General features: G+C 68.7%; 11 protein-coding genes, 1 tRNA gene and 1 pseudogene. 2 read left to right on the forward strand and 11 right to left on the reverse strand.

What is annotated here, in order from left to right:
* Window positions 1-59: 59 nt before the first annotated feature.
* The 3 genes from ACZ6I3_RS01170 to ACZ6I3_RS01180 form a co-directional block, all read right to left on the reverse strand.
* Window positions 60-821, reverse strand: a complete 762-nt coding sequence (locus ACZ6I3_RS01170) for an intradiol ring-cleavage dioxygenase (protein ID WP_469410767.1) — start codon at window positions 819-821, stop codon at window positions 60-62.
* 756 nt (window positions 822-1,577) lie between these two features.
* Window positions 1,578-1,760, reverse strand: coding sequence for a DUF397 domain-containing protein (locus ACZ6I3_RS01175; protein ID WP_469410768.1), 183 nt, complete (start codon window positions 1,758-1,760; stop codon window positions 1,578-1,580).
* Complete coding sequence (locus ACZ6I3_RS01180; protein ID WP_469410769.1) at window positions 1,757-2,575, reverse strand: helix-turn-helix domain-containing protein; 819 nt, start codon at window positions 2,573-2,575, stop codon at window positions 1,757-1,759. Before ACZ6I3_RS01180 ends, ACZ6I3_RS01175 begins: the two co-directional genes overlap by 4 nt.
* A 138-nt stretch (window positions 2,576-2,713) precedes the next feature.
* Here ACZ6I3_RS01180 and ACZ6I3_RS01185 point away from each other — a divergent pair, with 138 nt between their 5' ends.
* Window positions 2,714-3,181: an ATP-binding protein gene (locus tag ACZ6I3_RS01185; protein WP_469410770.1), complete on the forward strand. Its 468-nt coding sequence runs from the start codon at window positions 2,714-2,716 to the stop codon at window positions 3,179-3,181.
* A 6-nt stretch (window positions 3,182-3,187) separates the two neighbouring features.
* On the opposite strand, the gene ACZ6I3_RS01190 is transcribed toward ACZ6I3_RS01185, so the two are convergent.
* The 4 genes from ACZ6I3_RS01190 to mmsA form a co-directional block, all read right to left on the reverse strand.
* Window positions 3,188-4,978 (reverse strand): pyridoxal phosphate-dependent aminotransferase, encoded by a 1,791-nt coding sequence (locus tag ACZ6I3_RS01190; RefSeq protein ID WP_469410771.1) that lies wholly within the window; start codon window positions 4,976-4,978, stop codon window positions 3,188-3,190.
* A 192-nt stretch (window positions 4,979-5,170) separates the two neighbouring features.
* Window positions 5,171-6,319 (reverse strand): aldose epimerase family protein, encoded by a 1,149-nt coding sequence (locus ACZ6I3_RS01195; RefSeq protein ID WP_469410772.1) that lies wholly within the window; start codon window positions 6,317-6,319, stop codon window positions 5,171-5,173.
* A gap of 140 nt (window positions 6,320-6,459) precedes the next feature.
* Window positions 6,460-7,704 carry a multiple monosaccharide ABC transporter permease gene (gene mmsB, locus ACZ6I3_RS01200; protein ID WP_469410773.1) on the reverse strand — a complete coding sequence of 415 codons (1,245 nt, stop codon included), beginning with the start codon at window positions 7,702-7,704 and terminating at the stop codon, window positions 6,460-6,462.
* Window positions 7,701-9,251: a multiple monosaccharide ABC transporter ATP-binding protein gene (mmsA, locus tag ACZ6I3_RS01205; protein WP_469410774.1), complete on the reverse strand. Its 1,551-nt coding sequence runs from the start codon at window positions 9,249-9,251 to the stop codon at window positions 7,701-7,703. Before mmsA ends, mmsB begins: the two co-directional genes overlap by 4 nt.
* Before the next feature lie 21 nt (window positions 9,252-9,272).
* Between mmsA and ACZ6I3_RS01210 the strand changes: the two genes are divergently transcribed.
* Window positions 9,273-9,377, forward strand: a tRNA-Thr gene (locus ACZ6I3_RS01210).
* Here the strand turns inward: ACZ6I3_RS01210 and chvE are convergent.
* The 4 genes and pseudogenes from chvE to ACZ6I3_RS01230 all read right to left on the reverse strand — a co-directional run.
* Window positions 9,358-10,413: pseudogene (chvE, locus tag ACZ6I3_RS01215) on the reverse strand (multiple monosaccharide ABC transporter substrate-binding protein); the annotation flags it as partial. The gene ACZ6I3_RS01210 and the pseudogene chvE sit on opposite strands and share 20 nt — an antisense overlap.
* A 133-nt stretch (window positions 10,414-10,546) precedes the next feature.
* Complete coding sequence (locus ACZ6I3_RS01220) at window positions 10,547-11,515, reverse strand: hypothetical protein (protein ID WP_469410775.1); 969 nt, start codon at window positions 11,513-11,515, stop codon at window positions 10,547-10,549.
* Between the two features lie 136 nt (window positions 11,516-11,651).
* Window positions 11,652-12,677, reverse strand: a complete 1,026-nt coding sequence (locus ACZ6I3_RS01225; RefSeq protein ID WP_469410776.1) for a zinc-dependent alcohol dehydrogenase — start codon at window positions 12,675-12,677, stop codon at window positions 11,652-11,654.
* Between the two features lie 17 nt (window positions 12,678-12,694).
* Window positions 12,695-13,858: a mandelate racemase/muconate lactonizing enzyme family protein gene (locus tag ACZ6I3_RS01230; RefSeq protein WP_469410777.1), complete on the reverse strand. Its 1,164-nt coding sequence runs from the start codon at window positions 13,856-13,858 to the stop codon at window positions 12,695-12,697.
* Window positions 13,859-13,901 lie beyond the last annotated feature (43 nt).

Consider the following 13,901-nt stretch of genomic DNA (forward strand, 5'->3'; position numbering starts at 1 on the left):
GTGCGATGAGGGCCGCCCGCCGTGCGAGCGGCCCTGTGGTGCCTGGTGGATGTTGGGTGTCAGCCCTGCTCGACGCCCAATGTCAGCGCACCCGCGTACCCCGCCGACGTCGTACTGCCGAGGGGCGTGAGGGTGAGGAGGCCCGACGCCGCGCCGCCCTCGTCGTAGATGGAGTCCTGGGCCAGGGTGGTGCGGGGAACCGTGTTGACCTTGTACGCGGCGAGGGCCGCGACCCTGGTCGTGATCGTTTCGCTGAAGAAGAGCTGGCCGGTGTGGAGTTCCTCGCCGCCGGTGAAGGAGCCGTCGGGGGTCAGGGTCACGTCCGTGTGGACCTTGATGTGGATGTGCACGCAGCGGCCTCGGTACCAGCCGGGGTAGACCGAGGTGATCTTCGCGACGCCGTTGGAGTCGGTGAGGACGCCGCCGCGCAGGAACGTGCCGTTGTCCGGCTCGTCGTGGCCGTTGTTGCCCACGAAGCCGGAGTACTCGCCGAGCGCGTCCGAGTGCCAGATCTCGACCAGGGCGTTCTTGAGCGGGACGCAGGTGTCGTCGTCCACGACCGTGAGCGTCAGCTTCAGGGGGATGCCGGTCTTGTCCTCGCTGATGTCGGAGCGGACGTACTGTCCGTCGAGGTAGTAGGGGCCTTCGGTCATCTCCTTCGTGAGGGTGCAGACGGCTGCGGCGGCGACGGGCGCGGCGGAGGTCGGGGTGTTGGAGGCAGCTGCGCCTACGGCCAGGGCAGCTGCGGTGGCACCCGTGGCCAGAAGCACGGTGCGGCGGCCGATGGGGTTGGGTTCGTGTGTCTCGGGGGTGTCTGTCATGAACACGGCACCTTAGAGAGGTCAGCTGTCGAGGAGCTGTGGGTTCGGCAAAGTGACGATCCGTCAAGTCTCTTGTTGGACAGGGCGCTTTCAACGTACTGATCGGGCCGCCCGCTTCTCGGCAGTGTCGTGCCTCCGCGAGCCGAGTAAAGGGCGCGCGCTGCGCGTCGCCTTCGGCGATCGGCCTGCGGCCGACCCTTGACTCGGCTCGCTCCAGCACGGGGAAGAAGCGAGCGGGCGGCCGAGGGAGAGCGGGTGGCCAAGGGGCATCTCCCCTCCGGTCGGCTGCGTAGCTGACCGGCGAGAGGGGGCGCGCTCGCGCCTCGCCAGCACGCCGGGCGGGCTCAGCGGCGAACGGCGGGCGGTGGTGAGAGGTCGTGGGTGGTGTGCGTAGTTGGAGCGTTTGGGCCATCGCCCGGGGCTGTCCGCCCGGCCTTCGCCCCCCCACCTCTGTCCCAAGTGCTCCACTTCGCGCTTTGGGGTCCGCCCCATCCGCCGACAGCCGCTGAGCCGAGTCGGCGTGCTGGCGAGGCGCTAGCGCGCACTCCCTCATGCCGAGCGACCGGACAGCCGACCTCAGGGGCCGTCCGCCCTGGCCACCCGCCTTTCCGGGCCGCTCGCTCGCTTCTCTCCCGTGCTGGAACGGCCTGGGTCAAGGGTGGCCCGGAGGGTCATCGCCGAAGGCGACGCGCAGCGCCCTTGAGGCAGGCCGTGGAAGCACGACACTGGCTGAGAAGCGGGCGGCCCCGACAGTTGTTACTCGGCGGCGTGCGTGAGGAAGGCCGTCCAGGCGGTGGGGGAGAGGGTGAGCTGGGGGCCCTGCTTGTTCTTGGAGTCGCGGATGTGGATCGCCTCGGGGCAGGGGGCTATCTCGACGCAGTCGCCGGAGCCGCCGCTGCTGTAGCTGCTCTTGAACCAGGCCAGTTCGCTGGTGCTCATAAGTCCCCTCGCATCCGCTGCAACAGGCTCAGGGAGTCTTTGAGAGTGAGAGCCTGTGAGCGCATCCTGGCATACCGCATCTGGAGCATGCTGACCACCTTTCGGTCAGTGATGAACTGCCCGCTTTCCTGCCCTTCGCAGTATGCGAACCACTTGTTCTCCGGGGACTCCAGCAACTGCATGGGTCCGTCCAGTCCCGCGTGTGTGTCCTGCTCCGTCGGCATGATCTGGATCTCCACGTTGCGCACTTCGGCGATCGCCAGCACGTGGTCGATGAGCTCCCGCGCGACCTCCACACCGCCAGTGCGCCGCCGGAACAGGTGCTCCTCCAGGATGAAGCCAAATGCCGTGTTCGGCCGTTCACGCAGCAGCCGTTGCCGCTCCGCTCGCGCCACCCACTGTGCCTCGATCTGTTCATCGCTCAGTGGTGGGAGCTGGTTGGTGAACAGCGTCCGCGCGTACGCCTCGGTCTGCAGCAGGCCCGGAACCAAACGGCACTCGTACGTGTACAGGGTGATCGCCACTTGCTCAAGCAGAGCCCACCTGCGGAACCAGGCCGCCAATCCCGGCTGCCGTTCCAACCGTCCTGCGGCTTTCTGGAGGACACCGGTCATTCCCAATGCCTCTTCCGCCCGAGTCACGAACTCCGGATCCGGCATCCGCCTCCCCAGCTCCACGGACGCCACCGTGTGCTTGGAGAACCTCACCAGCTCCCCGAACTCCTCCCTGCTCAACCCGGCGTGCTCGCGTAACCCCTGGACCACCGCCCCGAACGTCCGCAGACTGTCCGACGACTCCGGCTCGCTGTCGACCACTGTCGGTCACCTCCCGGAGCATGGTTACGGGACGTCACCAGTACTGTCCAGTCCGTCACCGTGTACGCTGCCGCGGCGTACGCGGCGTACGCGGCGTCGGGCTGGAGAAGTCCTGCCCCCGCCCGCCACATTGGGCGCATGACAGCAAGGGCCACCCCCACGACTCCCCAACCGCCGGTCACCGTACGTGTGTTCAGTCAGCGCTTCAGTGCCACCCCGCGCGGCGCCCGACTCGCCCGGCGTCTGGCCGCTCACCAGCTCGACGGCTGGGGCGTCCCCCACGGCACCGACGCCTCCGAGACCATCGCCCTGATCGTCGCCGAGCTGGCTGCCAACGCGGTGACACACGGGCGTGTGCCAGGGCGGGACTTCGAGCTGCGGCTCAGCCTCGTCACGGGTGGCGTGCGAGTCGAAGTCAGTGACACGCGATCCGGGTCGGACCTGCCCGGGCCGCGAGGAGTGCGTCCCCCGCACCCTCTCGACGAGCGGGGCCGGGGTCTCCTGCTCGTCGACGCGCTCGCCGACCGGTGGGAAGTGCTGCGGCGCGAGCCCGGCAAGACCGTTCGCGCCGAAGTCGACCTGCCGGGCACCGCCCTGCGGCCGTAGCCGTTTCTAGCCCGCCGCCCCCATGCCCGCCGCGTTGGGCCAGGCCTGGGTGCCCGGCCAGCCCGTGGCCGGGGCGGGGGACAAGCCGTTGGTGCCCCTGACCTGCGCGGCGGTCAGCCCGCCCCGGGCGGGAACGCCGGGCGGCGTGGGCCCGGTCGCGGCCGGCGCGGGTGCCGGTGTGGGCAGGGGAGCCGGCGCCGGAGCAGGGACCGGCGCCGGGGTCGGGGTGGGGATCGGGGCCGGAGCAGGAGCCTGCGCCACCGGTGCCAGCGGCTGCTGGAGCGGTGCGGCCATGGGCTGGGGAGCGGGCTGCGGGACGGGCTGCGGCACGGCCTGCGGCATCTGCTGCTGACCCATCTGGCCCATCTGACCCATCTGCGGCATCTGGCCCACCTGGCCTATCTGCCCCATCGGGCCTGTCTGGCCCATCTGTGCCGCCGCCGGCATCGGCATCCCTCCGCCCGGGCCCGCCGGTGCGGCGGACGCGGTGGCGGGGAGCGGCATGCCGGTGCCGGCGGCGGCCGGGGCTGCGACGGGCCCCGGACCACCGAAACCGGTGGCCTGAGCGGCGAGCCCTCGCATGCCCGACCCGTTGGTCTCGCTCACCAGGCGGTCCACGGCCGCCGTACCCGAGCTGTAGCTGGTCCCGTTGCCCAGCTCCGGTACGGCGGCTCCCCTCCTGGACGTCCCGTAGAGCACCTGTTCCAGGCCGGACACCAGGCGACGCACGTCCACCTGGGGGCGCACCACGAGACGCAGGAAGCGGCTGGACGAGCCGATCTTGTTGCCGCACTCGCGGACCAGGATCCGGTGCTCGGTGAGCATCCTGTCCCGGACCACGGTGCCCTCGGCGCCCACGGGGAGGCGCACGAAGAGGAAGTTGCCCTGCGACGGGTAGACCGTAAGACCGGGCAGGGAGGAGAGCTGGCTGGCCATGTCGAGCCGGTCGCGGCGCACCTGCTGGAGGCTCTGCGCGTACTCGGCGCCGTGCTCCTTGAGCATGAACACCACATGCTCGGCGAAGGAGTTGAGGTTCCACTTCGGCAGCATCGACCGGACCCGGCCCGCGAGCGCCGGGTTGGCGACGAGGTAGCCGAAGCGGATGCCGTGCAGGCCGAAGTTCTTGCCGAGGCTGCGCAGCACGATGACGTTGGGCCGCAGCATGGCCTCCTGGACGACGGACGGCTCGGCCTCGGCGTCCGCGAACTCCAGGAAGGACTCGTCGATGACGACCAGGTCGAGGTCGGCCATGGCGTCCATGAACTGCACGATGGCGTGCTTGTGGAGGAAGCCGCCGTCGGGGTTGTTGGGGTTGCAGATGACGGCGACGCGCGTGCCCCGGGCGCGGATGAACTCGGCGTACTGCGCGAGGTCGAGGGCGAAGCCGCTGGACTCCTGGAGCGGGAACATGTCGACCCGCTTGCCGGTCTCCATGGGCTGGTCGGTCCAGCGGCCGAAGGTGGGGACGGGGACGGCGAGGGACTCGCGGACGAGGAGGTGGTCGATCCAGGTGATGAGCTCGGTGGAGCCGTTGCCCATGGCCACGCACTGCGGCGGCAGCTGGAGCAGGCTGCACAGCTCGGCCGTGATGGTGTCGGCGCCGCTCGGGTAGTACGTGATGATGTCGCGGAGTCTGGCCGACATGTCGTCGAACATGGCCGGGGTGGGGAAGTACGGGTTGCAGGGGATGCAGAAGTCCACCGGCCCGGCGCCTTCGCCGCCCTCACGTGTCAACGCCGCCATCGACGGGCTGTGCGCCGCGGTGCTGCGGAACAGCGACGTGACGTTGTCGGCCATGGAACCTCCGTATGAGGCGGGTCCGTTGGGGACGGCCGGACCCGACGTTTAAGGGCGGCCCGCGCGGGGGAGCGCGGGCCGCCCTTACATACGGAGACTGTGGTGACACTGTTCAACCGTTGGGAATCCGGCCAGAACTTGTGTCCAACCTGTGAAGGCTTGTCAGTGGTGCCAAGGACGGCACCCAGGACATCAGCAGTCGAACGTGTGGATCGTAGTCGTCCGGTACGTCTGCCCGGGCCGCAGCACGGTCGACGGGAACTTCGGCTTGTTCGGCGAGTCCGGGAAGTGCTGCGTCTCCAGGCAGAGCGCGTCGCCCTGCCGGTAGGTGCGGCCGGACGGGCCGGTCAGCGTGCCGTCGAGGAAGTTGCCGGAGTAGAACTGCAGGCCCGGCTCGTTCGTGGCGATTTTTAGGGTGCGGCCGGAGGCGGGGTCGCGCAGGGTGGCGACGTGCTCGGGCCGGGCGGTGCGGCCCTTGTCGAGGACCCAGTTGTGGTCGAAGCCCTTGGCGGTCACCAGCTGGGGGTGCGCGACCCGGATGTCCCGGCCGATCGGCTTGGCACGGCCGAAGTCGAAGGGCGTGCCCGCGACCTTGGCCAGCTCGCCCGTGGGGATCAGGCCCGCGTCGGTGGGCGTGTAGCGGGAGGCGGCGATCTGGAGCTCGTGGTCCTCGATCGTGCCGCTGCCCTCGCCGGCGAGGTTCCAGTAGACGTGGCTGGTGAGGTTGACGACGGTGGCCTTGTCGGTGGTGGCCTCGTAGTCGACGCGCCAGTCGCCGTGCCGGGTGAGCGTGTACGTCACCTTGGCCTTGAGCGTGCCCGGGTAGCCCATCTCGCCGTCGACGCTCGTGTAGTACAGGTGCAGACCGACGTCCGAGCCCTTGGTGAACGGCTCGACGTCCCACACGCGCTTGTCGAAGCCCTTGGCGCCGCCGTGCAGGCTCTGCTCACCGTCGTTGACGGAGAGCTGGTAGTCCTTGCCGTCGAGGGTGAACTTGCCCTTGCCGATGCGGTTGCCGTACCGGCCGATCAGGGCGCCGAAGTACGGGCTCTTGGCGACGTAGTCCTCGACGTTGTCGAAGCCGGCGGAGACGTTGGCGTAGCGGCCGCGGCGGTCGGGGATCTCCAGCGACTGGACGATGCCGCCGTAGGAGAGGACCTTCAGGCGGGTGCCGCCGTTCTCCAGGGCCCAGCTGTAGATCTTGGTGCCGTCGGCGAGCTTGCCGAAGAGCGTCTTCACCGGCTTCCTGCCTCCCGTGGCGTGCGCGGTGCCACCGACGGTGGCGGCGGTGACACCGGCGGCGGCCGCCCCGGCGATGACGGTACGTCTGCTCAGTTCCACGTGCGGCTCCTCGTGAATGAGGGGAGTTGCCTCCCCGTACTGTGCGGTGCGTAGTCGTGCGACAGATTTGTGTTTTGTTCCTGACAAAATCGGGTCCAGGGAGAGCCGGTGCCCCGCCGGTGGGCGGGGCACCGGTCGTGCTACGAACCGACCCTGCGCTTGTTCCACACGTCGAAGCCGACCGCCGCCAACAGGGCCAGACCCTTGATGACCTGCTGCCAGTCGCTGCCGACGCTGAGGAGGTTCATGCCGTTGTTCAGCACACCGAGGACGAGACCGCCGATGATCGCGCCGAGGACGGTGCCCACACCGCCGCTCATGGACGCGCCGCCGATGAACGCCGAGGCGATCGCCTCGAGTTCGTAGTTCAGGCCCGCCTTCGGTGAGGCCGCGTTCAGACGGGCGGCGATCGCCAGACCCGCCAGGGCCGCGAGCGCGCCCATGTTCAGGAAGACCAGGAAGGTGACCCTCTTGTCCCTGACGCCGGACAGCTTCGCCGCCGGCAGGTTGCCGCCGATGGCGTAGATGTGGCGGCCGAAGACCGCGTTGCGCATGACGTAGCCGTAGCCGACCACCAGCACGCCCAGGATCAGCAGGACGATCGGCGCGCCCTTGTAGCTGGCGAGCAGCATCGTCACGACGAGGATCGCGGCGACGATCGAGACCAGCTTGAGCAGGAAGAGGCTGCGCGGGACGACGTCGAGCGAGAACTCCTTCTGGCGCCTGCGGTCACGGACCTCCTGGAAGACCGCGAAGACGATCAGGGCCAGGCCCAGCAGCAGCGTCAGGTTGTGGTAGTTCGTCTCGGGGCCGGTCTCCGGCAGGAAGCCGTTGCCGATCTTCTGCAGTCCGTCCGGGAACGGGCCGAGGGTCTGCCCCTCCAGGAAGATCTCCGTCATACCGCGGAAGATCAGCATGCCGGCGAGGGTCACGATGAACGACGGTATGCCGAGATACGCGATGAAGAAGCCCTGCACCGAGCCGGCCACCGCGCCCACCAGCAGGCACAGCACCACGGCCACCGGCCACGCCACATCGTGCTGCACGGTCAGTACGGCCGCGAACGCGCCCACGAAGGCCGTCAGCGAACCGACCGACAGGTCGATGTGGCCAGCGATGATCACCAGCATCATGCCGATCGCGAGGATCAGCACGTAGCTGTTCTGCAGAACCAGGTTGGAGACGTTGCGCGGCAGCAGCAGGTCGCCGTCCGTCCACACGGCGAACAGGGCGACGATCAGGCCGAGCGCGATCAGCATGCCGTACTGGCGCATGTTGCGGCGCAGGCCGTCCAGGACGAGCTGCAGCAGGCCACCTCCGGCGACCCCACCCCCGCTCTTGCCCGGCGCCGGAGCCGGAGTCTTGGCGGTCACATCCGTGCTCATCGGGTTACCTCTTTGTCCTTAGTCATCTGGCGCATCAGTGATTCCTGCGAGGCCTCGGCCCGCGAGAACTCACCGGTGAGCCGCCCCGCGGCCATCGTGTAGATGCGGTCGCACATACCGAGCAGCTCAGGCAGCTCGGAGGAGATGAAGACGACCGCCTTGCCCTGGGCGGCCAGTTGGTCGATGACCGTGTAGATCTCGTACTTGGCGCCGACGTCGATCCCCCGCGTCGGCTCGTCCAGGATCAGCACCTCGGGACCCGCGAAGATCCACTTGCTGAGGACGACCTTCTGCTGGTTGCCGCCGGACAGCTTGCCCACCGGCTCGGAGACGGTGGGCGCCTTGATGTTCATGGACTTGCGGAAGCCCTCGGACACCCGCCGCTCCGCCTGCTCGTCGACGATCCCCCGCTTGGCCACCTTGCCCAGCGCGCTGAGCGAGATGTTGCGGTTGATGGTGTCGATGAGGTTGAGGCCGTAGTGCTTGCGGTCCTCGGTGACGTACGCGATGCCGTGCCTGACCGCCGCCGGGACGGTCTTCGTACGGATCTCCTTGCCGTCCTTGAAGACCTGGCCGCCCGCGTACCGGCCGTAGGTGCGGCCGAAGACGCTCATCGCGAGTTCGGTGCGGCCGGCGCCCATCAGGCCCGCGATACCGACGATCTCGCCGCGCTTGACCTCGATCGACACGTCGTCGACCACCTTGCGCTGCTGGTCGATCGGGTGGTGCACGGACCAGCCGCGGATCTCCAGAGCCGGGGCCGAGTCCACCTCCCCCTCGTACGCGGTGCGTTCGGGGAAGCGGTGGTCGAGGTCACGGCCCACCATGCCGGAGATGATCCGGTCCTCGGTGGTGTCCGACGCCTTCACGTCGAGCGTCTCGATCGTCTGCCCGTCCCGCAGGATGGTCACCGAGTCGGCGACCTTGCGGATCTCGTTCAGCTTGTGGGAGATGATGATCGAGGTGATGCCCTGCTGCTTCAACTCCAGGATGAGATCCAGGAGTTTGCCGCTGTCCTCGTCGTTCAGGGCTGCGGTCGGCTCGTCGAGGATGAGCAGCTTCACCTTCTTCGACAGCGCCTTCGCGATCTCCACCAACTGCTGCTTGCCCACGCCGATGTCGGCGACGCGGGCCTCCGGGTGGTCGGAGAGACCGACCCGGCGCAGCAGTTCACTGGCGTGCTTGAGCGTGTCGTTCCAGTTGATGAGCCCGCGGGTGGCGTGCTCGTTGCCGAGGAAGATGTTCTCCGCGAGGGAGAGGTAGGGCACCAGGGCCAGCTCCTGGTGGATGATCACGATGCCGCGCTGCTCACTGGCCCTGATGTCCTTGAACTCGCAGGTCTCTCCCTCGAAAAGGATCTCCCCCTCGTACGTGCCGTGCGGATGAACGCCCGAGAGGACCTTCATCAGGGTCGACTTGCCGGCCCCGTTCTCCCCGCAGATGGCATGGACCTCGCCCTGCTGGACGGTCAGTGTGACGTCCGACAGCGCCTTGACGCCGGGAAAGGTCTTGACGATCGAGCGCATTTCCAGGACGGGTCCCGCCATGGTCGTGCCTTCCAATCTGTTGCTGCAGTGGGCCCGTCGGTCAGTTGAGGTCGCCGGCCTGGTAGAAGCCGGAGTCGACGAGCTCCTTCTGCCAGTTGCCCTTGTCGACGCTCACGGGCTGCAGCAGGTACGCGGGCACGACCTTCGTCCCGTTGTCGTAGGTCTTCTCGTCGTTGACCTCGACCTTCTTCTTGTTCAGCACCGCGTCGACCATGTTCGTGGCGTTCTCGGCGAGCTTGCGGATGTCCTTGAAGACGGTCTGCGTCTGCTGGCCGGACTTGATCGACTTCACCGAGGCGACCTCGGCGTCCTGGCCGGTGATGACGGGCAGCGGCTTGCTCCCCGAGCCGTAGCCGTCCGACTTCAGCGCGGAGATGATGCCGATCGAGATGCCGTCGTACGGCGAGAGGACCGCGTCGACCCGGCCGCTCTTGTAGGTGCCGGTCAGGATGTCGTCCATGCGGCGCTGGGCGGTGGCGCCGTCCCAGCGCAGCGTGGTGACCTTGGTGAGCTCGGTCTGGCCCGACTTGACCACCAGCTGCTTCTTGTCGATGTACGGCTGGAGCACCTTCATCGCGCCGCCGAAGAAGTACTTGGTGTTGTTGTCGTCGTTGGAGCCGGCGAAGAGCTCGAGGTTGAAGGGGCCCTTCTTGGAGCCGTCCTTCAGGCCGAGCTTCTCGACGATGTAGCTGCCCTGGAGCTCGCCGACCTTCTCGTTGTCGAAGGACGCGTAGTAGTCGACGTTCTTTGTGCCGAGGATCAGGCGGTCGTAGGAGATCACCGGGATGTTGGCGTCCTTGGCCTGCTGGAGGACGTTGTTGAGCGACTTGTTGTCGATCGCCGCGATGATCAGGGCCTTGACGCCCTGCGTGATCATGTTCTCGATCTGTGAGACCTGCTGGTCGGGCTCGTCCTCGCCGTAGACCAGCTTGGTCTTGTAGCCCTTGGCCTGGAGGTCCTTGACGACGTTCTTGCCGTCGGCGATCCAGCGCTCGGAGGACTTGGTCGGCATCGAGATGCCGATGGTCGCGCCCTTGGCGCTGCCCTGCTTCTCCTCGCTGCCGCCCTCGCCGCTCTGCCCGCAGGCGGACAGGGTCAGGGCGAGGGACGCGGCTCCGGCTATGGCGGCGAGAGCGGCTCTGCGGTTACGCATATTGATCATCCTTGATCTGTGTGCAGGGCTCGGTCCGGGAGGCGCGAAGTCGCTCCGGGTGGTCGTGCCGGAAAGACCGAGAAGAGATGTGTCGGATTGTGGTCGGCTGTGTCTTCTTTTGTGAAGCCGAGTTTCCGGAACGTTATGCCGAGATCTCGAACCGTTGCAGTTCGCCCGGCAGTCGGGAGCCCAGCGGGGCCATGTCGCCGTCCGCCCCGTGGCGCGCGAGGAGGTCCAGGGCGAGCCGGCCGCGACGTACGCGTTCCTTGGCGGTGGCCAGGGTCAACTCCCGCATGTGGTGCCCGTAGGGGTAGATCCCGGGCGCCTTCGACAGGCCGAACTTCAGGTACAACGGGGCGCCGCGTCTGATGAGTTCGGCGACCTCGTACATCCGCACGTAGCCGCCGAGGTCGTCGGGGGCCTCGATGTACATGTCCATGGGAGCGCCCGACACCCGGCGGATCTCGGTGAGGTGATTGAGCGTCAGGTCGCTGGGCACGTTGACCGAGTCGGCGCCGAGACGCTCGTAGACCGCGTACGCCGCCGGGTTGACCGGGCCGATGAGCGCGGAGACCTTCAGTGTGGTGTCGGCCGGGATGATGCCGGCCGCGCGCGCCCGGTGCAGGGTCCACAGCACGCCCTCGTCGGCGACGAGCAGGCACTTGACGCCCAACTCCGTGGCCCGGACGGCGTCTTCGACACATCCGGCCACCGCGTCGTGGCCGCGGGCTCTGAGACCCGCGCCGCGTGAGTCGGTCCGGGTCGAGCCGCCGATGTCCCAGGTGCCGCGCGGGCCGGTGAACAGGCAGAGCTCGATGTCGCGTTCGCCGGTCGACTCGACCATCTCGGTGATCTCGGCGTCGGTCAGCATCCAGATGCCGCTGCCCTGGCTGATCCGGTGGATCGGCACGTCCAGCCGCGAGGCCTCCTTCAGGACCACCGCCAGCGCCTCGGGACCCTCGCAGGAGGGGATCTCGGTGCGCCAGCTGCCGCCGCCGGGGAAGGAGTGCGGCGAGGCGTCGGCGGGGTCGAGGGCGGGGGCCTTCAGGCCGAGATCGGCGAGCGCCTGCTCACCGGGCCTGCGGGCTGCCGTGGCGGGAGCGTCGGTCACAGGAAAGTCCTTCGGTTCGATATTTCGGACGAGGTTCGCGGCTCTGGGTACGACAGGCCCTGGGTGCGACAGACCCTGGGGCGAGGGGGGTACGCCGGTACGGGAGCCGTCAGGTTGCCCCCGTACCGGCGTACGTCTACGGGCGCAGCAACACCTTGCCCACCTTCGGATCGCCGGCCCCCACCAGCTCGATGGCCTGCGAGAACTCGGCGAGCGGCAGCTCGTGTGTCACCAGCGGCAGCGGGTCGAGCAGACCGGCGGCGAACACCCGCACCGTGTGCGCCCAGGCGTCCGGCGCGGCACCGAAGACGGTGTGCACCTCCAGCTGCTTCACGACGAGATCGGTCGGATCGAGGCCCTCGGCACCCGATGCCGGAATGCCCGTCAGGACCAGCCGGCCGCCCCGCCGGAGCAGGGCGGCGGAGATCCGGGCGGCGTCCGCGGACCCGGCCGTCTCGATCACCACGTCGATGTCGTCCGGGAGTTCCTGGTCCTTCGTCCGGAAGTCCGTCGCGCCGTACTGACGCGAGAGCGCCTCGCGGTCGCGGCGGGTGCCGACCACCAGCAGGTCGGCCGGTGAATTCGCCTTGAGGAACTGCACGGCGAACATGCCGAGCGTGCCCGTGCCGACCACGGCGACCCGCTCGCCGGGCTGCGTGTTCGCCTTCAGCGCGGCGGCCGCGATGCAGGCGGCGGGCTCCAGGAGGGCCGCTGCGGTGAGATCGCAGTCGTCGGGGAGGGTGTGGAGCAGACGGGCGGGGAGCGTCAGGGTCGTCGCCATGGCGCCCGGCTGGGTGAACCCCGTCTCCTCGTAACCGGCCGTGCACAGCGTCGTGTCGCCCGCGTGGCAGCGGTCGCAGACCTGGCAGTTGCGGAAGCCCTCGCCCACGACCTTGCGGCCGACGAGCGAGGCGGGGACGCCCGCGCCCACCGCCTCAACCGTCCCGGACCACTCGTGGCCCGGGGTGAGCGGGTAGCGGACGTAGCCCTCGGGGCGATTGCCCTGATAGACCTCGCGGTCGCTGCCGCAGATGCCGGACGCGTGGACCCGGACCAGCGCCTCGCCGGCCTCGGGCGGCCGGGGCTCGTGCGGGACGAGACGGTGCTCGCCCGGGGCGTCGATGACGACCGCGGTGCCGGCCGGCAGCCCTTCGGCGCTCACGGGCAGTCCTTCGGTACTCACTGGCCGCCCTTGGGCTTGCGCTGCTCCCAGCCCTCCGCCCAGAGGTCGAAACGGGCCTGCTGCTGGGGGAACTCGGCGGCGGCGTCCACGTCCAGCTCGACACCCAGTCCGGGGGCGTCGGAGAGGTGGAAGCAGCCGTCCTCCGGGTTCACCTGCGGGGCGCCCTTGACGACCTTCTTGATCTCCGCGTCCGCGAAGTCGTTGAAGTGCTCCAGGATCTTGAAGTTCGGGGAGGTGAAGCCGACCTGGAGGGAGGCGGCGGTCAGGACCGGGCCGCCCACGTTGTGCGGGGCCACCAGCATGTAGTGGGTCTCGGCCGTCGCCGCGAGCTTCCTGGTCTCCCAGATTCCACCGATATGGCCGACGTCCGGCTGGATGATGTCCACGGCCTGGCTCTCGAACAGCTCGCGGAACTCGATCCGGTCGTGGATGCGCTCACCGGTGGCGAGGGGCATGTCGACCTTGGCCGCGACCTTCTCCAGCGCCTTGAGGTTCTCCGGCGGGACCGGCTCCTCCAGCCACGCCGGGTTGAAGGGCGCCAGCTCCTTGGCCAGGCGTACGGCCGTGGCGGGGGAGAAGCGGCCGTGCATCTCCAGCATCAGCTCGGCCTCGGGGCCGATGGCGTCCCGGACGGCCTCGATCAGGGAGACGGCGTAGAGGCTCTGCTGGTGGTCCAGCTCGAAGTGGCCCGTGCCGAAGGGGTCGATCTTGAGGGCGCGGTAGCCGCGCTCCATCACGCCCTGGGCGGCCTTGTGGTACGCCTCGGGGGTCCGCTCCGTGGTGTACCAGCCGTTGGCGTACGCCTTGACCTTGTCGGTGACCTTGCCGCCCAGCAACTGCCAGACGGGGACGCCGAGGGCCTTGCCCTTGATGTCCCAGCAGGCCATCTCGATCACGGCGATACCGGACATCACGATCTCGCCCGCGCGGCCGTAGTCGCCGTACTTCATGCGCTTGACGAGGTCCTCGACGGCGAAGGGGTCGGAGCCGAGAATGTGGTTGGCCTCGGCCTCCCTCAGGTAGCCGAGCAGGGCGTCGGTGTGTCCCAGCATCCGGGTCTCGCCGACTCCGGTGATCCCCTCGTCGGTGTGCACCTGGACGTAGGTCAGGTTGCGCCACGGCGTCCCGACCACGTGTGTGCTGATTCCGGTGATGCGCACGGCGGTTGTCCCTCGCAGCTTCGTCGGCTCAGTTCCGTCAGTC

It is taken from the genome of Streptomyces sp. NPDC041940, assembly GCF_055589465.1.

What these genes read in the sequence shown, in the direction of transcription:
- ACZ6I3_RS01170 (WP_469410767.1), bottom strand. Translation starts at nt 821, where the DNA reads ATGACAGACACCCCCGAGACACACGAACCCAACCCCATCGGCCGCCGC.
- ACZ6I3_RS01175 (WP_469410768.1), bottom strand. Translation starts at nt 1,760, where the DNA reads ATGAGCACCAGCGAACTGGCCTGGTTCAAGAGCAGCTACAGCAGCGGC.
- ACZ6I3_RS01185 (WP_469410770.1), top strand. Translation starts at nt 2,714, where the DNA reads ATGACAGCAAGGGCCACCCCCACGACTCCCCAACCGCCGGTCACCGTA.
- ACZ6I3_RS01190 (WP_469410771.1), bottom strand. Translation starts at nt 4,978, where the DNA reads ATGGCCGACAACGTCACGTCGCTGTTCCGCAGCACCGCGGCGCACAGC.
- mmsB (WP_469410773.1), bottom strand. Translation starts at nt 7,704, where the DNA reads ATGAGCACGGATGTGACCGCCAAGACTCCGGCTCCGGCGCCGGGCAAG.
- mmsA (WP_469410774.1), bottom strand. Translation starts at nt 9,251, where the DNA reads ATGGCGGGACCCGTCCTGGAAATGCGCTCGATCGTCAAGACCTTTCCC.